Below are 18,481 nucleotides of genomic sequence, written 5' to 3' on the forward strand. Positions count from 1 at the left end.
ACGATTGAAAAATGTTTGCTACATCATTTTTGGATAGTTTTTTTATTTGTCTTATCCAATTATTTTTAATCCGATTGCCGATAATAGAATGACTAAGATACACAATAATCGTTTCCAATTTTTTGATTCGTTAAAATAAATCATCCCTATAAAGGTACTCCCAATAACACCAATACCTGTCCAAATAGCATAACCAGTTCCCATGGGAATGGTTTTTAATGAAAGACTGAGTAAGAAAAAACTAAAACTAAACCCTATAATCATTAGTAAAATAGTCGAAAAAGTTCGTTTTATTGACAAGCGATTAATCATTGCGACACCAAACATTTCAAATATCCCTGCGACAATCAATATTATCCAATCCATTTTATTTTTCCTCCGTAACGTTTTTTTCTGGCGTTAAAAGTTTTAGACCAACAACACCACTAACCAATAATAAAATAAGTAATAATTTTAGCCAATTTAGTGTTGCTCCGAAAAATAGAGCGTCTGATAAAACAATTCCTACTGTTCCAAGTCCGACAAATACAGCATAAACTGTTCCAGTAGGTAGTTTAGAAGTTGCTGAAATCATCAACCCATTACTGATAATAATGAGTAAGATAGTCAATCCCCACTGAAAAAGAGTTGTTGAGTGAGTTAACCCAATGACCCAAAATATTTCTAACATTGCGGCTGTTACGACCTTTAACCATTCTTTTTTCATTTTCTTTCCTCCTAACTAAAAATAAAAAAGCCTGAAAGACACTGTAAAAAAACAGTATCTCCCAGGCTTTTGTCCTTCCGTGACATAGATAAATTATCTATGAGTTTTCTCTTGGACCAGTCTAATACAAGTGTATTACGGAACCCTAGAAAACTTAAAATATGTAATTGTTTGTCATTTTATCAAACTATGAATCACTCGTCAACTAAGGTTAAAGTAATAGAATGTATCGTTTGTTTCCTTCATTCATGGTAATATGGATTAAAAAGGAGACCTTTATGACAAAATATTTAACATCGGAGTCCTTAGAGAATCTGTTTTCTTATCATACATCAGTTTATTTACATCCTGATATGTATCAGTTTTTAGATGATGGCTCTTATAACGAAGACATGTTTTTCTTAATATATACAAAATTGAAACGTATTCTATTGGATTTGTTATCTGAAGACGATAAAGTGATTCTTCTGATTAATAAGTATCCGATAAATAGTAAAAAAAGAGTCGATAAAATCATGCATAAATGTATCAAGCATGTTAATAAAATAAAGTTATCTGAACAAACATGTAGCTATATAGAATACGGTGTAACTAAAGTTGTCCATCAATTGAAAGTAGAAACGACTTGTAACAATATAAAATGGAAACAACTAATCCTTAGTCTGATTAATCAAGATTTTCCAGATAGAAAACCACAGTTTAAAATAAAGAATTCTTTTGAAATGCCTGAAATATACATCATTAGCCCGACAAGTGACACGATGATACATATATATGATGATAGGGGTTATGACTTATATAGTCATGATAAGAAAAGAATCGAGCAATTAATCAAATAACGAGGTGACTAAAATTGAAGAAAAAAGTAATGTTAGTGTTTGGCACACGGCCAGAAGCCATAAAAATGTGCCCACTTGTTAATGAATTAGAAAAACAGGATGATTTTGAAACGGTCGTCTGTGTGACAGGACAACATAGAGAAATGCTGGATCAAGTATTGAGTGTGTTTAATGTGGTACCTCAATATGATTTGAATATTATGAAATCACAACAAGATTTATTTGATGTGACAACAAATATTTTAGAAAAAATTAAACCAATATTGTTAAAAGAAAAACCTGATATGGTATTGGTTCATGGTGATACGAGCACATCTTATGCATCATCTTTAGCATCATTTTATTTACAAATTCCTGTTGGGCATGTCGAAGCAGGACTTAGAACGCATAATATTTTTTCTCCATTTCCTGAAGAGTTTAATAGACAATCAATTAGTTTGATGTCATCAGTTGATTTTGCGCCAACCAATCAAGCAAAGGAAACGTTGCTTAAGGAAGGGAAAAAAGAAGACACTATATTTGTCACTGGTAACACGGCAATTGATGCATTGAAAACAACTGTTAAAGAAGAATACACAAGTGACATTTTAGATTGGATTGGTAATAGTCGCTTGATTGTATTGACAGCTCATAGACGAGAAAATCAAGGAAAGCCAATGAAAGAAATGTTTCAAGCCATCAAACGAGTGGTCGATAAACACGAAGACGTTAAAGTGGTGTATCCAATTCATATGAATCCATCCATTCAAACCCTTGCAAAAGAAATATTTGGTCAGACAAACCGAATCAAATTAATTCCGCCAATGGATGTGATTGATTTTCATAATTTACTTGCTAAAAGTTATTTGATTATAACCGATAGTGGTGGAATACAAGAAGAAGCCCCATCGCTTGGTAAACCTGTATTAGTCATGCGTGACACAACAGAAAGACCTGAGGGAATAAAAGCAGGGACATTAAGATTAGTTGGGACAAAAGAAGAGGTCATTTATGAAGCACTGGATGACTTACTAACAAATGAAGAGACTTATGTAAAAATGTCGACTGCGAGCAATCCGTATGGTGATGGGACAGCTTCACAACAAATTGTAAGTGTCTTAAAGAATAAACTATAACAAACAAAAGTTTTAGAGATTTCTCTAGAACTTTTTTTATGCGTTTAAGGAATTTAAGAAAAATCATTGTACTGTAAGTGAGAAACAAAAGGAGGAGATAACATGACAGATGAAGAATACCTGACTAGCTTGCTTAATAAAGATGAAGAAGCATTGAGTCAGTTGATGGATACATGCACGAAGCTATTGTGGGCAGTTGGTTCAAAATATTTAAATCATCAGCAAGGAATGGGGATTCAAGACATTGAGGAATTAGTCAGTGATGTATTTATTAGATTGTGGAAAAATCCAAAGGGGTTTGATCCAAGTAAAGGCACGTTAAAAACGTATCTATGTATGATGACACGAAGTATGGCATTAAATAAACTGAAACAAGTAGCTAAAGATGTGACAGTAGAGTTAGATGATAGTATCACAGCCACATTAACAAAAGAGGAAAGTAATATGGATTGGCAAACTTTTTATCAAGCAATTATGACACTTGGAGAACCTATGCGTGAAATTATTATTAAACGTTATTTCTATGAAATGAAACCAAAGGAGATTCAGGAAAAAACAGGTTATGACTCAAAACTAATTGATAATAAATTGTATCAAGGTAAGAAACAACTACAAAAACAGTTTAAAGAATTAGGAGGAGAAATCGGATGAATAAATACCAAAAAGAACCATTTGAAGAATTAACAGATGAGCAGTTAGATGAGTTGTTAGCACAAATGAATCAAGAGATGCCACACGATTCGAAAGAAAAAATCAAACAAACAGTGTTTGAAAACATTAACAAAGAAACAGAAAAAATCAAACCATTAAAACCTAAAAAGAAAAAATGGGCAGCTATCCTTGGGGCAGTGGCGGTGCTTAGTTTAATGGTTGGTTATACGCAGTTAGATACGATAAAAGCAGCTTATACCAAAGTTTTTGGTACAGAAGCAGATAAGATATTAGTAGAGGCAGAAAAACTTAATTATTCAGTAGAAGATCAAGGATTGAGATTAACAGCAAAAAATACCTTCAAAGATGGTAATACTACCTATGTTTTAATGGAATTAAAAGATTTAACAGGAGATAGATTATCAGAAGATACAAGTATTGAGGATTGGTCAATGTTAAATGGTGGAAACACCCGTGTCATTAATTATGATGAAAAAACAAAGACAGCGACGTTATTAGTAAGTTCTGTATCATGGGAAGAACATAAGGATACAGGGTTTATGTTGAAACGTTTTGTCTCACATCGTAAGGAGATGAAAAATACTGTTGCGATTGATTGGCAAAAAAAATTAGTAACAGATGTTAAATGGAAAAAATATGATGGAGAGAAAGGGTATGGGGGAGGATATGATGAAGACGCGTTGAAAAAGGTGAATAAAACTCTTGAGGAATTAAATTCTGAGTACTTACCTGACAATGGGTTATCTATCGGGTTAATTCCGAATGAAGATGTATTTGTTGAAAACATGGCATATAAAGATGGTCTATTACATGTATTAGCAAAATATCCAAATACGGCAGAGTTTAGTTATTTATTTTTAGAATTACAGTCAAAAGATAGTAAAAACGTGATATCTTCTGTCGCAAGTTATTCAGTTTATAGTAATGAAACCCATAATAATGAAACAGGACGAAGTGATTATGAGGAATTTGTTTTTGATATAAAAGAATCAGATCTACAAAATTATGATTTAACAGTAGAGGTTGGAAAAAATCAGACAGTTGTTTCTGGTAATTGGGCGATAAAATTAAAAGAACCAAAAGAAATAGAAAAAAAAAGCATTAAAAGATATGACACTTAAAAAAGATAATGTAGCATTATCTAATATCAACCTATCAGGTTTATCTTTAAACTTTGATGTAAAAGATTATTCTGCAGAAAAAATGCAAGAGTTGACTTTAGATGTGAAACTAGTGAAAAAAGATGGTAAGGTCATTGATGTAACGAAAGATGGAAGTGATAATATTTATATTGAAAATGTGGAAAGCCAAGTTTCTCTGATGTATGACTACACTCAATTAAGTGATATTGACTCAATTGTTATAAATGGTCAAACACTTAAAGTAAAATAAAAAATAAAACCATTCCTGTGCAAACGACAATTAAAGCATAGGAATGGCTTTATTTAACTAATTTTTTTTGTTTTTTTCGGTTTGACAGGAATTTCAACTTCTACAACACCGTGTGTTCGAATGATTTCTAACTCTGGATTATCCATTGTGGTATGTAATAGTTCTTCTAATACAGCATTTAGTTCTAAATCTTTAATATCACGTGTCTTATTAACTAAAACAACATCGATATGAGTGTTTGCTGTACTGTGAATCACTAATGTTTTACCTAATGAATAGACACTGACAAATCTAGCATCTGTGTTTTCCAATTGTTTAGAAACCAAAGTAGCATAACTGTTTGTAACGTCAATCAATTTCATTAATATCACCCCAATTTAGTTGTATCCTTTTCTATAGATTAATTATACCACACTGATTAAAAATTAAGGAGAAAACCCTCCTATATAATAGGAAGATTTTTCTCCTTAAAAAATTTATTATTTAATTTGTTCAGTTATTGTAATAGTATCATCCACTAAATCAGCAGATAATTTTTTTGCATGAGGATTATCTAAATAGCAATCAGCAATTCCATCTTCAATATACTCTTGAATGGTACGTCTTAGTGGTCTTGCCCCCATATTAGCATCATATCCAAGCTCAACTAGTTTTTCTTTTGTTTCTTCGGTTGTTTCAATATTGATACCTTGTTCTTGTAATTTTATGTTTATTTCATCAAGCATTAAGGACACAATAGACAACAGATTTTCTTTACTCAATGGTTTAAATTCGACAATGCCATCAAATCGGTTTAGAAATTCTGGCTTAAAGTAATGGGTTAATTGATTTAGGACTGATTGAGTCGTACCTTCTTTTATAGCACCAAAGCCAACACTTGCTTCAACATGTTGTGTTCCAGCGTTACTTGTCATAATAATGAGAGTGTCTTTAAAGCTGACAGTTCTACCTTGAGCATCTGTTAAACGGCCATCTTCTAGTATTTGTAAAAAGAGATGTAAAACATCAGGATGAGCCTTTTCTACCTCATCTAATAGAATCAAGCTATAAGGATTTCTTCTCACTCTTTCGGTTAGTTGACCAGCTTCGTTGTAACCAACATATCCAGGTGGTGAACCAATTAATTTTGATACACTGTGTTTTTCCATGTATTCACTCATATCAAAACGAACCATATTTGTTTCATGTCCAAATAGTTCTTTAGCAAGTTGTTTAGCTAATTCTGTTTTACCGACACCAGTTGGACCGACAAAAAGGAATGATCCAATTGGTCGATTTTTATTACCTAGACCAATACGATTTCTTCTAATAGCACGTGATACTTTATCAATAGCCTCATCTTGTCCGATGACATGTTTTTTCAAGTCACTGGCTAAGTGTTTCATCTGCTGCTGCTCGGTTTCTTTTAATTTACCTACTGGAATACCTGTCATCACTTCTACAGTTTGCTCCATATCAGCAATCGTAACAACAGGCATACTATCTTCAGAGACTTGATGGATTTTTAATTCTTCTAATTTTTTTATTTGATCTCTGTAGTAGGCTGCTTTTTCAAAATCTTCTTCTTCCGAAGCAATCTGTTTATTAGCCTCAGCTCTTGCAATTCTTGAATCAAGTATTTTAGGATCGATTGAAGGAATGGTTAAATTCTTCTTAGAACCAGTTTCATCGAGCAAATCAATTGCTTTATCAGGTAAATGTCTGTCCTGTATAAAACGATTTGACAAATGAACTGCTCCTTCAATAGCTTCTTCTGTGTATTTTACATGATGATATTGTTCATATTTTTCTTGAATTCCTTTTAAAATATGGATAGTCTCGTCAATAGTAGGCTCATCTACTGTAACAGGTTGCAAACGTCTCTCAAGAGCAGCATCTTTTTCAATGATTCGATATTCATTAAAGGTTGTTGCTCCAACTAATTGTAATTCCCCTCTAGCTAAAGCAGGTTTTAGGATATTTCCAGCATCCATTGAACCATCACTAACTGATCCTGCTCCAACGATTTCATGGATTTCATCAATAAATAAAATAATATTTTTTTGTGATTTTAATTCTGTAATCAGTTGTTTCATACGTTCTTCAAATTGACCTCTAATACCGGTACCTTGTACGAGAGAGACAACGTCAAGTCGAATAACCTCTTTATTTTCTAATTTACTTGGAACATCACCACTAATAATACTTAATGCTAATCCTTCAACGACTGCTGTTTTACCAACACCAGGCTCTCCAATTAATACAGGATTATTTTTTGTTCGTCTATTTAATATTTCTATGACGCGTTTTATTTCATCATCACGCCCGATAACGGGATCAATTTTTCCCTCACGCGCAAGTTGTGTTAAGTTTTCCCCGTATTCTGCAAGGATAGAAGAATTTCCTCCACCACCTTGTTGGGATTTCATAGTTGGTTGTTGTTTCATTGATTGTTGTGCCAATTGTTTAAAAAAGTCATTAAGTTGACCAAAGCCATAAGGATCTTGAGCAAATTTTTCTCTGTTCATTTGATCTTCTTGGGATTTTAAGTCACGATAACATTGTTGACATAGATCTATTTGTTGTTGCTCTCCATTAAGTGTAGCGTGCAAATGGATAGTTGCATCATTTTTTTTACAATTTTTACAAAGCATAGGCAAATCCTCCTTTATCAAATGATACTGCCAAAAAGGTTTGACCTGTTTTGACCTATTTTTATTATATAAGTTTTAATTGTAAGAAGCAAAAATTATGCTTAACTTTTTTAGATAAAAAATGAAAAAATCGTGATGTTTATTTTTATAAAAAACGTTTTTTAATAAAAAAGTTTAAAATAAAGAGTAAGTGGAAAAAATAGTGTCTACATCAAATTATTTCTCAAATAAACTTGCAGTATTTTCTGAAATAGAGATGAAAAGTTTATAAAAGGTTTTTAAAGTTCTTTATGGAACATGGGAAAAAAGTTGTAAGTAATAGAAAAACATGGTATTCTTTATCATTGAAAGGGTTATTTTTTTGAGTTATTATTTAATTAAATAATCCATCATAAAAATTTTTCACATGACAAAGGAGAAGATAATTATGGAAAAAAAAGAATTTCACGTAGTAGCAGATACAGGTATTCACGCTAGACCAGCAACTTTATTGGTACAAACAGCTAGTAAATTTAGTTCAGATGTAAATTTAGAATACAAAGGTAAATCTGTAAACTTAAAATCAATCATGGGTGTTATGTCATTAGGTGTTGGACAAGGTGCTGATGTGACAATTACAGCTGAAGGTGCTGATGAAGCAGACGCAATCGCAGCCATTGAAGAAACAATGAAAAAAGAAGGGTTATCTGAATAATGACAAAACAATTGAAAGGTATTGCCGTTAGTGATGGCATTGCAGTTGCTAAAGCATATCTTTTAGTTGAACCGGATTTATCATTTGAAAAACGTTCAGTTGAAAACGTCGAAGCCGAAGCAGCGCGTCTTTCAGATGCTCTTAGTCAATCAACTAAAGATTTGCAAGCAATTAGAGACAAAGCGGTAAAAAGTTTAGGTGAAGAGGAAGCACAAGTTTTTGATGCACATTTAATGGTTTTATCTGACCCTGAATTGATCAGTGCAATTGAAGGAAATATCAAAGATAACAAAGTTAATGCAGAATCTGCATTAAAAGATGTAACGGATATGTTTATCGGTATGTTTGAGGCTATGGAAGATAACCCTTACATGAAAGAAAGAGCTGCTGATATTCGTGACGTAACAAAACGTATTATGAGTCATTTACTAGGTGTCAAATTACCTGATTTATCAATGATTGATGAAGAAGTTATTATTGTTGCTGAAGACTTAACACCAAGTGACACTGCTCAATTAGATCGTCATTTTGTTCGTGCGTTTGTTACAAATATTGGGGGGCGTACATCTCATTCCGCTATCATGGCACGTTCTTTAGAGATTCCTGCTGTTGTAGGTACAAAAGAAATTACTGAGTATGTTGTTGAAGGTGATATCTTAGCTGTTGATGGTAGTGAAGGTGATGTTATTGTCAACCCTACTGATGAACAAGTTGCTGATTTTAAAGCAAAAGAAAAAGCATTTAATGAATTAAAAGCTGAATGGGATAAATTGAAACATGCTAAAACAGTAACTGCTGATGGCAAACACTTTGAATTAGCTGGAAACATTGGAACACCTAAAGATTTAGATGGTGTGTTAGGTCATGGTGGAGAAGCAGTTGGGTTATACCGTACTGAATTCTTGTACATGGATTCTCCTGATTTTCCGACTGAAGATGAGCAATTTGAAGCCTATAAAGCTGTTTTAGAAGGTATGGAAGGTAAACCGGTCGTGGTTCGTACGATGGATATTGGTGGGGATAAAGAACTACCTTACTTAAAATTCCCAGAAGAAATGAACCCATTCTTAGGTTACCGTGCTATTCGTATTTGTTTAGCAGAAGACCAAATGTTCCGTACTCAATTACGTGCATTGTTACGTGCATCTGTTTATGGAAATCTACGTATTATGTTCCCAATGATTGCTACTTTAGCGGAATTTAGAGAAGCTAAAGCTTTATTGGAAGAAGAAAAAGCTAAATTAGTTGCTGAAGGTGTGGACGTTTCTGATGATATCCAAGTAGGTATTATGATCGAAATTCCAGCCGCGGCGGTAATTGCTGACCGCTTCGCTAAAGAAGTTGATTTCTTTAGTATTGGAACAAATGATTTAATTCAATATACAATGGCAGCAGACCGTATGAACGAACGTGTTTCTTACTTATATCAACCTTATAATCCTGCAATTTTACGTTTAATTAAAAACGTTATTGATTCAGCTCATGCTGAAGGAAAATGGGCTGGTATGTGTGGGGAAATGGCTGGCGATCAAACCGCTGTGCCATTACTAGTTGGTTTAGGATTAGATGAGTTTTCTATGAGTGCAACAAGTATTTTACGTACTCGTAGCTTAATGAGTCGTCTTGATTCTAAAAAAATGGCTGAATTAGCTGCAAAAGCAATTACCGATTGTGATACAGCTGATGAAGTTGTTGCTTTAGTTGAAGAATATACTAAATAATTAATATTAAAAATCATAATTTACTGTTTTTATACAGTAAATTATGGTTTTTTTTTATTGTAACGTGTTAAGATATATACTAGTGTATACATTTCGTATTAAAAATGCGACTGTAGTATGATGTATTGTGAAATGGATTTACGTATTATAGTAGATATTAGGAGTGGATTTTTTGTTAAGGATAAATATGTTTTCATCAGCTGATAAAGTGAAAGGCCAAGGGGTTGGAAGTGCCTATATAGAATTAATTAATATGCTCAATAAACATTTTTCAACTGAATTTGATATTTCAATTAATAAATTTAAGCAATCAGATATTTCACATTATCATACTGTGGACCCACAGTTTTTTATTTCGACTTTTTTTAAAAAGAAAAGAGGAACAACGATAGGATATGTTCACTTTTTACCTGAAACGCTTGAGGGGAGTTTGACACTTTTTTCACCATTTAAAAAAGTATTTGATTGGTACCTTATACGTTTTTATGGGAGAATGGATCAATTAGTAGTTGTTAATCCAACCTTTATTCCAAAGTTAGTGGATGCAGGATTAAAAGAAAAGAGAATTACTTATATTCCAAACTTTGTATCAAATAAAAAGTTTTACGAAGCGACTATAGATGAAAAAAATAATTGGCGAAAAAATTACCATATTTCAGAAGAAAAACTGGTTATTTTAGGAACTGGACAAATTCAACAGCGAAAAGGAATTGATGATTTTGTTCAGTTAGCTATTGATAATCCAGACGTTCAATTTATTTGGGCGGGAGGATTTTCATTTGGAAAAATGACAGATGGATATGAACGTTATAAAAAAATATATGACAATCCACCTAAAAATTTATTATTTACTGGAATTGTAGACAGAGAAGAAATTATGAAATTGTATAACTTAGCGGATGTATTTTTATTACCATCATATAATGAACTATTTCCAATGAGTATTTTAGAAGCATTTAATTGTGGTACACCTGTTATGTTAAGAGATTTAGATTTATATCATGCCATTATTGATGAACAGTATATATCAACGACAAATATTTCTGACATGAATGAAGCAATTAAAAAAATCAAAGATAATCCTGAAATATTAGAAGAATATAAGGAGAAGTCGAAAAAATCAGCTTTGTATTATAGTGAAGAAAATGTTGCTAAAATTTGGTATGACTATTATAAAAGAAGTGCTAAGGAGGAGAACTAAGTGAAAATAGGTTTTTTTACAGATACATATTTCCCTCAAGTTAGTGGTGTATCAACATCTATTAAAACGCTGAAGCAAGAACTTGAAAAATTGGGGCATGACGTGTATATTTTCACCACAACAGATCCTGATGCAAAAGAAGTAGAGCCACGCATTATACGTATGCCTAGTATTCCGTTTATTTCTTTTAAAGATAGACGCGTCGTTATTAGGGGAATGTTGTATGCTTATCATGTTGCAAAAGAAATAGATTTAGATATTGTTCATACACATACAGAATTTGGTGTAGGTATTTTAGGGAAACAAACAGCAAAAGCGCTAGATATTCCAGTCGTTCATACTTATCACACTATGTATGAAGATTATCTCCATTACATTGCTAAGGGAAAAGTGTTAAAGCCAGTTCATGTTAAGCAATTATCTAAATTATACACTAATCATATGTCTGGTATTATTTGCCCAAGTCAAAGAGTTGTTAATAAATTAAAAGAGTATGGGATTGAGCGACCAATGTCTGTTATTCCTACAGGAATTGATGTATCGCAATTTAAACCTGCTGAAGAAAAGCTTATTGAGAGTATACGAGAGACTTATAAAATTGATAATGATGCATGTCTATTATTATCTGTGAGTCGGATATCTTACGAAAAGAATATTCAAACTTTGCTTAAAGGTATGCCTAAAGTAGTGAAAGAAATTCCAAATGTTAAATTATTGATAGTTGGGGATGGTCCGTTTAAGACTAAATTAGAAAAACAGGTAGATGAATTAGGATTGTTGGAACAAGTGATTTTTACTGGTGAAATACCTAATAAAGACATAGCTCCTTTTTATCAAGCAGCAGACTATTTTGTTAGTGCATCGGATTCTGAAACACAAGGATTAACTTATACAGAAGCAATGGCGGCAAAAACAAAGGTTGTTGCAAAAGGAAATGATTATTTGGATAACTTATTTGATGATGAAAGTTTAGGTGTAACATATGCTGAAAATGAAGATTTTTCACAGACGTTAATAGATTATATTAAAAAGGATGTTTCAACAAAACAATCTATTTTAGAAAATAAATTATATGATATCTCAAGTGAAGCATTTGGTAAACGAGTAGAAGAATTTTATCAAAAAGCTCTTGTATATTTTGAAGAAAATCATCAGGAGTATGAAGATGATAGCAATTTATACTCATTAAAGTTATTTAAAAAGTAGTGCGTTAGGAGGAACTCTATGACCAAAAAAAACAAATGGTATCTACTTTTAGCTGTTTTATTAGGGTTGATGGTGATTGGTACTGAAATGAAAAAGGTCAGTTTGCAAGATATGGCTACGGAGTTTTCCACAATAAATTGGTGGTGGATAGCTGCAGCAGTTGCTTGTATCTTAATATATTGGGGAATTGAAGCAAAAATTGTTCAAGTGCTGCTAAAGCGAAGTAATCCCACCTTTAGATTTACATCAAGCTATCGAATACCGTTGATTGAACACTTATTTAATGCTATCACACCATTTTCAACGGGTGGGCAACCAGCGCAAATTATTGCATTATCTAAGTCAGGTGTTGACACTGGAGTAGCAACATCTGTAAGTTTGATGAAATTTGTTGTGTATCAAGTGTGGATTGTGATTAATTTTTTAATTTGTTTGGTAGGTGGGTATGGTTATTTATCAAATAATTTATCTAAATTAAAACTATTAATACTGCTCAGTTTTATTATTCACTTTGTGATTGTTATTGCTTTATTGATGATAATGTATTGGTATAGTTTTACAAGAAAGTTAGTGAATATTGTATTTAGGGGAATTTATTTATTTAAGAAAGGTGAAAAAGTTGATCAGTTATACCAACGAACGATTGAAAAAATGGATACTTTTTATGAAGAAAGTAAATATATGAGAGATCAGCCCATTTTAATGATTAAAGTAAGTGCATTAACTGTTCTTCAATTGGTAGCTTATTATATTATTCCTTATTTTGTTTTACACGGGCTAGGTATTCATAATATCAGTATTTTTCATATTGTTGTTTTACATGCGTTTATAACAATGATTATTTCACTATTTCCTATTCCTGGTGGAACTGGTGGTGCAGAGTACAGTTTTAGTTTATTATTTGGAACGTTTACTTTATCACAAAGTAAATTAGTTTTAGCTATTTTTTTATGGCGCGGGGTGACCTATTATTTAGGTATTATCTTAGGTCTTGTTGCATTGACTTTTCATCAAAAAAGAACTCAATAATATTAAGACATTTAAGTTTCTGACTTAAATGTTTTTTTATTTAGACATACATGGAAGTGCTATGACTTTATTTAATTGTTTCCTTTTCCTATAATAAGAGTATCAAAATTATTTATATGAGGTGAATGGCATGGAAAAAATAGGATTTATTGGAACAGGTGTGATGGGTGCATCAATAGTTAAACATTTATTAACATCTGGTTATACAGTAAATGTGTATAATCGTACGAAATCTAAGACAGATGAATTAGTCAAAGAAGGAGCTATTTGGCAAGATACACCAAAAGATGTGACTAATAAAAGTGATATTATTTTTTCAATGGTTGGTTATCCAAAAGATGTTGAAGAAATATATTATGGAAAAAATGGTATATTTTCTGCAGATATAATAGGAAAAATACTAATTGATATGACAACAAGTACGCCATCTTTAGCACAAAAAATTTCACAAACAGCTAGAGAAAAAGGAGCATATAGTTTCGATGCTCCAGTATCTGGTGGTGATTTAGGAGCTAAAAATGGTACGTTAACTACAATGGTAGGTGGGGATGATGCCATTTTCGATAAAGTGAAACCAATTTTAAATGTGTTTAGTAGTAAAGTGAATTTACAAGGAAAAGCTGGTAGTGGGCAACATACTAAGATGGCTAATCAAATCATGATTGCAGGCACTATGACAGGAATGACTGAGTTACTTGTTTATGCTAAATCAGCAGATTTAGACTTAGAAAAAGTTATTGATACAGTCGGTGGAGGAAGTGCAGCAAATTGGTCACTCACCAATTATGCTCCAAGAATTTTGAAAGAGGATTTTACGCCTGGCTTTTTTGTTAAACATTTTTTAAAGGATTTAAACATTGCATTAGAAGAAGCTGAGAAAATGTCCATTGACTTACCCGCAACTAAAGAAGCAAGAAATCTTTACCAAGCATTAGTAGACAAAGGGTTTGAGGATGATGGAACGCAAGCTTTGATTAAACTTTGGTGGGATATTTAAAAAAGTTAAAAAAAGACACAGTTTTTCAATGCATGTTAGGAGTGTTTCTGTTACAATATAACAGAAGAAATGCGAAGGAGGCTAGCTCTATGAAAAGTTCACAGTTAGCAGCAATTATTAAACGATTAAATGCAATGGTGGAATCTAGCGACAATGAAGTACAAGTTCGTCGATTTGAAAGAGAAGGACAAGAGCGATGCATCGTGACGTTTGATGGGAACAATGAGATGTTTGAATTAACTGAAACAGGTTCTCAAGAAGTCTATCAATTTGATGACATTGATTTAGTCACTCTAGAGATTTTTGAATTATTACAAGACTAACGATTAAAAAGTGCGCACTGATGTGTGACGCTTTTTTTTTATAGTGTCAACAGAATGATAAGAATATGTGATGGAGGAAAGATGATGGGAGAGATGATAGAATTTCCAGCTAATGAAAATAGATCGCTTTATTTAGGAAAAAAGAGTAGTGAACAGGGTGATTATTTAAAAGCAATACAGTATTTTAACGATAGTTATGAAACTAGTCAGTCTTTAGAAGTGAATTATTTGTTAGTTAAAGCATTAATCGATGTTGGTCGGTTAGAAGAAGCTTATATATATATGAAAGAATATGAAGATGATTATCAAGAACAGTCGGAATTACAGCCACTTTATTTTGATATTTTATTAAAAAGGAAGCAGTTTCTGATTCTAGAAAAATGGCTAATGAAGTTTGATAGAGCATCTCATTTAAGCGAGGAATTCAAACAGATATTGAATCAAACCCAAAAGTATTGGACGCTTGTTGATAAAACGGATTATACGAATAGATTATTAAGAATAAAGTCAATAGAAAAAGCTTCTTTTATGAAGCAAAGGGAATTATTGCAAGAAATGAATTATTTAACTAAGGTAGATTTTTTTAGGTTATCATCTGAACTATTTTTGATTAGTAAAAATATTTCACCACTTATACGTTCTCAAGTCATTGATGAATTGGTGCAATTAAAGTATGAAGGAACAGTCAGTATTTTAGATGTATTTGGTCAACTACATCATCATGCTAAACTTAATGAAACGAATCGACTAATGCCTAGTGTCAAAAATAATTCTTTATATAAGGATTTGTCAGAATACATGGAAAATAATCAACCAAGTCAAGAGACTCTAGTTTTAAATATTGTTAAGACGCATTTAGGTATAATGTATCCTTATATTGATGATATAGTAACTGACATAAAAAGTTGGAATAAAGCCTATCTAACTTATTTTGGGTTTGATATAATTGAGAATCAGGAAGTTAAAAAAATCAACCAACAAATTCAATTACTCGATCATATCATGATGAATACGATGACAAAATAGTGAGTTGTTAGTGAAAAATGTTTACAATTAAAAGTGTTTAGTGTAAGATTGTATGGTATGAAATAGTATAAAAACTATTAATGAATAGATAACTTGGAGGTACATTATATGTCTACAAAATGGGAAAAAAAGGGAACAAACGATGGTGTTTTAACGTTTGAAGTTTCTACAGAACATATTGAAAAAGGGTTAAAAACTGCGTTTGATCGCGTGAAGAAAGATTTAAACGTGCCAGGATTCCGTAAAGGGAAAGTACCTCGCCAAATGTTTAACCAAATGTATGGTGAAGAAGCATTATATGAGGATGCTTTAAACGTTGTTTTACCTGAACTTTATGAAGCAGCAATTGAAGAAGCTGGAATTGAGCCAGTTGCTCAACCAAAAATCAATGTTGAATCAATGGAAAAAGGTCAGCCATGGGTTATCACAGCTGAAGTTGTTGTAAAACCTGAAGTTAAATTAGGAGATTATAAAAACTTAACAGTTCCTAAGCAAGACCGCTCAGTCACTGATGAAGAAGTTGAAGAAAATTTAGCTCAAAAACAACAATCTCAAGCTGAATTAGTGATTAAAGAATCAGCAGCTGAAAATGGTGACACAGTTGTTATTGACTTTGAAGGTTTCAAAGATGATGTGGCCTTTGAAGGTGGAAAAGGTGAGAACTATTCATTAGAATTAGGTTCTAACTCATTCATTCCAGGCTTTGAAGAACAACTAGTGGGAACTAAAGCTGGAGACGAAGTGGAAGTTAAAGTAACTTTCCCAGAAGAATACCAAGCAGAAGATTTAGCTGGTCAAGAAGCAGTTTTCAAAGTAACTGTTCATGAAGTAAAAGCAAAAGAATTACCTGAATTAGATGATGAATTTGCTAAAGATGTTGATGATGAAGTTGAAACATTAGCAGAATTAAAAGAAAAAATCAAAGCTGAATTAGTAGCTTCTAAAGAAGCAGCAGCTGAAGCTGCAATCGAGGAAGCAGCAATTTCTCAAGCAGTTGAAAATGCTGAAATCGTTGAATTACCAGAAGTAATGGTTCATGATGAAGTTCACCGTGGTATGAATGAATTCTTATCAAACATGCAAAACCAAGGTATTTCACCTGAATTATATTATCAAATCAGTGGAACAACTGAGGAAGACTTACATAAACAATTTGAAGGCGAAGCAGAATCACGTGTTAAAACTAACTTAGTGATTGAAGCAATTGTTGAAGCTGAAAACTTTGAAGTAACAGATGAAGACATTCAAGCTGAGATTGATGATTTAGCATCTCAATACAACATGGAAGCTTCAGCTGTAAGAAATGCTTTATCTGATGTTATGCTAACTCATGATATCAAAATGAAACGTGCAGTTGATGCTATCGTTAAAACAGTTAAAGAAGAAGCATAAGAAAGACTAGAAAGACAAGGTAATATAGCCTTGTCTTTTGTTTTCTTTTTTAATGCATTGTCTAGTATAGTATGTTATTATAAACGAGATGATTAGACTTTTGGTGAATTAGGCCGTATAGGTCTTTTTTCAATTAGGAGGGAAAACATGTACGACAATACAGGTGAAAATAATGAAGTTCGCTGTTCATTTTGTGGAAAGTCACAAGATGAAGTGAAAAAATTAGTCGCAGGACCTGGAGTATATATATGTAACGAATGTATCGATTTATGTAAAGAAATTATTGATGAAGAGATGCAAGATGAGATGGTATCTGATTTAATTAATGTATTAAAACCAAAAGAAATTTTAGATGTGTTAAATGAATATGTTATAGGACAAGAAAGAGCCAAAATCGTCTTATCTGTTGCAGTATATAATCATTATAAGCGAGTGCAACAAATGGCAATCGACGAAGAAAATGAAGAAGTTGATGAAGTAGAACTTCAAAAAAGTAATATTTGTTTGATTGGACCAACAGGATCTGGGAAAACATTTTTAGCCCAAACTCTTGCTAGAACATTAAACGTTCCATTTGCGATTGCAGATGCAACTAGTTTAACTGAAGCTGGATATGTTGGGGAAGATGTTGAAAATATTCTTTTAAAACTATTACAAGCAGCTGACTTTAATGTTGAAAAAGCACAACGTGGGATTATCTATATTGATGAGATTGATAAAATTGCTAGAAAAAGTGAAAATGTATCTATTACTCGTGATGTGTCGGGTGAAGGGGTTCAACAGGCTCTTCTTAAAATATTAGAGGGAACAGTAGCCAGTGTGCCACCTCAAGGAGGTCGTAAACACCCACAACAAGAATTGATTCAAATCGATACATCTGAAATTTTATTCATCGTAGGTGGAGCGTTTGACGGTATTGAAACAATCGTTAAAGAACGTCTAGGTGAAAAAGTAATCGGATTTAGTTCAACAAATAAAAATAAACGTGACGAAGAAAAAAGTATTATGGCACAGATTATTCCGGAAGATTTATTAAAATTCGGATTGATTCCAGAGTTTATCGGACGATTACCAGTGACAGCATCTCTTGAAAAATTAACCCGAGAAGATTTGGTAAGAATTTTAACTGAACCTAAAAATGCATTAGTGAAACAGTATAAGAAACTCCTATCTCTAGATAATGTGGAGCTTGAATTCACACCCGGAGCATTAGATGCTATTGCTAATCAAGCAATTGAACGCGATACAGGTGCTCGTGGTCTTCGTTCAATCATCGAACACGTGATGATGGGAATTATGTATGAAATCCCAACCCGAGAAGATGTTGAAAAAGTTATTATTACTAAAGAGGCTGTTGAAGGCAATGGAGAACCAGAATTGAAATTGCAAGAAAGTAAATAATTAAAAGAGAGTAGAATTATTCTACTCTCTTTTTTGTTATATTTGTTTTAATTGATGTATATCTGTTATAAAGTTTACATTGTTTTGAAAAATGAACCAAGATAATCTTATGTTTAGATGATTTACGTTCATTT

Annotated in this window: 19 protein-coding genes and 1 riboswitch; of the genes, 15 read left to right on the top strand and 4 right to left on the bottom strand. The window is 32.4% G+C overall.

The window, feature by feature from the left end; translation table 11 throughout:
* Window positions 1-51: 51 nt before the first annotated feature.
* Together G314FT_RS05535 and G314FT_RS05540 are read right to left on the bottom strand one after the other, a co-directional pair.
* Complete coding sequence (locus G314FT_RS05535; protein WP_257699318.1) at window positions 52-366, bottom strand: DMT family transporter; 315 nt, start codon at window positions 364-366, stop codon at window positions 52-54.
* Window position 367: 1 nt separating this feature from the next.
* Window positions 368-706, bottom strand: coding sequence for a DMT family transporter (locus G314FT_RS05540; RefSeq protein ID WP_257699320.1), 339 nt, complete (start codon window positions 704-706; stop codon window positions 368-370).
* Between the two features lie 56 nt (window positions 707-762).
* Window positions 763-866, bottom strand: a riboswitch (guanidine-I (ykkC/yxkD leader).
* A gap of 118 nt (window positions 867-984) precedes the next feature.
* Here G314FT_RS05540 and G314FT_RS05545 point away from each other — a divergent pair.
* The 5 genes from G314FT_RS05545 (at window position 985) to G314FT_RS05565 (ending at window position 4,724) form a co-directional block, all read left to right on the top strand.
* The gene (locus G314FT_RS05545) at window positions 985-1,545 is read left to right on the top strand and encodes a DUF3885 domain-containing protein (protein WP_257699323.1); all 561 of its coding nucleotides are present in this window, start codon (window positions 985-987) and stop codon (window positions 1,543-1,545) included.
* Between the two features lie 29 nt (window positions 1,546-1,574).
* Entirely contained in the window at window positions 1,575-2,660 is a 1,086-nt protein-coding gene (gene wecB, locus G314FT_RS05550) for a non-hydrolyzing UDP-N-acetylglucosamine 2-epimerase (RefSeq protein WP_257702520.1), read from the top strand.
* A gap of 102 nt (window positions 2,661-2,762) precedes the next feature.
* Window positions 2,763-3,311 (top strand): RNA polymerase sigma factor, encoded by a 549-nt coding sequence (locus tag G314FT_RS05555; RefSeq protein ID WP_257699325.1) that lies wholly within the window; start codon window positions 2,763-2,765, stop codon window positions 3,309-3,311.
* On the top strand, window positions 3,308-4,453 hold the full coding sequence (locus G314FT_RS05560; RefSeq protein WP_257699327.1) for a DUF4179 domain-containing protein: 1,146 nt from the start codon (window positions 3,308-3,310) through the stop codon (window positions 4,451-4,453). The genes G314FT_RS05555 and G314FT_RS05560 overlap by 4 nt, the downstream gene beginning before the upstream one ends.
* Complete coding sequence (locus G314FT_RS05565) at window positions 4,443-4,724, top strand: hypothetical protein (RefSeq protein WP_257699329.1); 282 nt, start codon at window positions 4,443-4,445, stop codon at window positions 4,722-4,724. The genes G314FT_RS05560 and G314FT_RS05565 overlap by 11 nt, the downstream gene beginning before the upstream one ends.
* Before the next feature lie 53 nt (window positions 4,725-4,777).
* On the opposite strand, the gene G314FT_RS05570 is transcribed toward G314FT_RS05565, so the two are convergent.
* Together G314FT_RS05570 and G314FT_RS05575 are read right to left on the bottom strand one after the other, a co-directional pair.
* Entirely contained in the window at window positions 4,778-5,086 is a 309-nt protein-coding gene (locus G314FT_RS05570) for a DUF1827 family protein (protein ID WP_257699331.1), read from the bottom strand.
* Between the two features lie 117 nt (window positions 5,087-5,203).
* Window positions 5,204-7,357, bottom strand: a complete 2,154-nt coding sequence (locus G314FT_RS05575) for an ATP-dependent Clp protease ATP-binding subunit (protein ID WP_257699333.1) — start codon at window positions 7,355-7,357, stop codon at window positions 5,204-5,206.
* Between the two features lie 427 nt (window positions 7,358-7,784).
* Between G314FT_RS05575 and G314FT_RS05580 the strand changes: the two genes are divergently transcribed.
* The 10 genes from G314FT_RS05580 (at window position 7,785) to clpX (ending at window position 18,347) form a co-directional block, all read left to right on the top strand.
* Entirely contained in the window at window positions 7,785-8,051 is a 267-nt protein-coding gene (locus G314FT_RS05580; protein ID WP_071456474.1) for a phosphocarrier protein HPr, read from the top strand.
* Window positions 8,051-9,772 (top strand): phosphoenolpyruvate--protein phosphotransferase, encoded by a 1,722-nt coding sequence (gene ptsP / locus G314FT_RS05585; RefSeq protein WP_257699336.1) that lies wholly within the window; start codon window positions 8,051-8,053, stop codon window positions 9,770-9,772. The genes G314FT_RS05580 and ptsP overlap by 1 nt, the downstream gene beginning before the upstream one ends.
* Window positions 9,773-9,944: 172 nt before the next feature.
* Window positions 9,945-10,973 carry a glycosyltransferase family 4 protein gene (locus G314FT_RS05590; RefSeq protein WP_257699338.1) on the top strand — a complete coding sequence of 343 codons (1,029 nt, stop codon included), beginning with the start codon at window positions 9,945-9,947 and terminating at the stop codon, window positions 10,971-10,973.
* Window positions 10,974-12,179 (top strand): glycosyltransferase family 4 protein, encoded by a 1,206-nt coding sequence (locus G314FT_RS05595; RefSeq protein WP_257699340.1) that lies wholly within the window; start codon window positions 10,974-10,976, stop codon window positions 12,177-12,179.
* 18 nt (window positions 12,180-12,197) lie between these two features.
* Window positions 12,198-13,208: a lysylphosphatidylglycerol synthase transmembrane domain-containing protein gene (locus G314FT_RS05600; RefSeq protein WP_257699341.1), complete on the top strand. Its 1,011-nt coding sequence runs from the start codon at window positions 12,198-12,200 to the stop codon at window positions 13,206-13,208.
* Window positions 13,209-13,338: 130 nt separating this feature from the next.
* Window positions 13,339-14,205 (top strand): NAD(P)-dependent oxidoreductase, encoded by an 867-nt coding sequence (locus G314FT_RS05605; RefSeq protein WP_257699343.1) that lies wholly within the window; start codon window positions 13,339-13,341, stop codon window positions 14,203-14,205.
* An 89-nt stretch (window positions 14,206-14,294) separates the two neighbouring features.
* Window positions 14,295-14,528: a YkuJ family protein gene (locus tag G314FT_RS05610; RefSeq protein ID WP_117973124.1), complete on the top strand. Its 234-nt coding sequence runs from the start codon at window positions 14,295-14,297 to the stop codon at window positions 14,526-14,528.
* An 84-nt stretch (window positions 14,529-14,612) separates the two neighbouring features.
* Window positions 14,613-15,554 carry a tetratricopeptide repeat protein gene (locus tag G314FT_RS05615; protein ID WP_257699344.1) on the top strand — a complete coding sequence of 314 codons (942 nt, stop codon included), beginning with the start codon at window positions 14,613-14,615 and terminating at the stop codon, window positions 15,552-15,554.
* Window positions 15,555-15,662: 108 nt separating this feature from the next.
* The gene (tig, locus tag G314FT_RS05620; protein WP_257699346.1) at window positions 15,663-16,946 is read left to right on the top strand and encodes a trigger factor; all 1,284 of its coding nucleotides are present in this window, start codon (window positions 15,663-15,665) and stop codon (window positions 16,944-16,946) included.
* Between the two features lie 147 nt (window positions 16,947-17,093).
* On the top strand, window positions 17,094-18,347 hold the full coding sequence (clpX, locus tag G314FT_RS05625) for an ATP-dependent Clp protease ATP-binding subunit ClpX (RefSeq protein ID WP_257699348.1): 1,254 nt from the start codon (window positions 17,094-17,096) through the stop codon (window positions 18,345-18,347).
* Window positions 18,348-18,481 lie beyond the last annotated feature (134 nt).

The sequence above is a fragment of the Vagococcus luciliae genome (assembly GCF_024637875.1).
GTDB classification, from domain to species: domain Bacteria; phylum Bacillota; class Bacilli; order Lactobacillales; family Vagococcaceae; genus Vagococcus; species Vagococcus luciliae.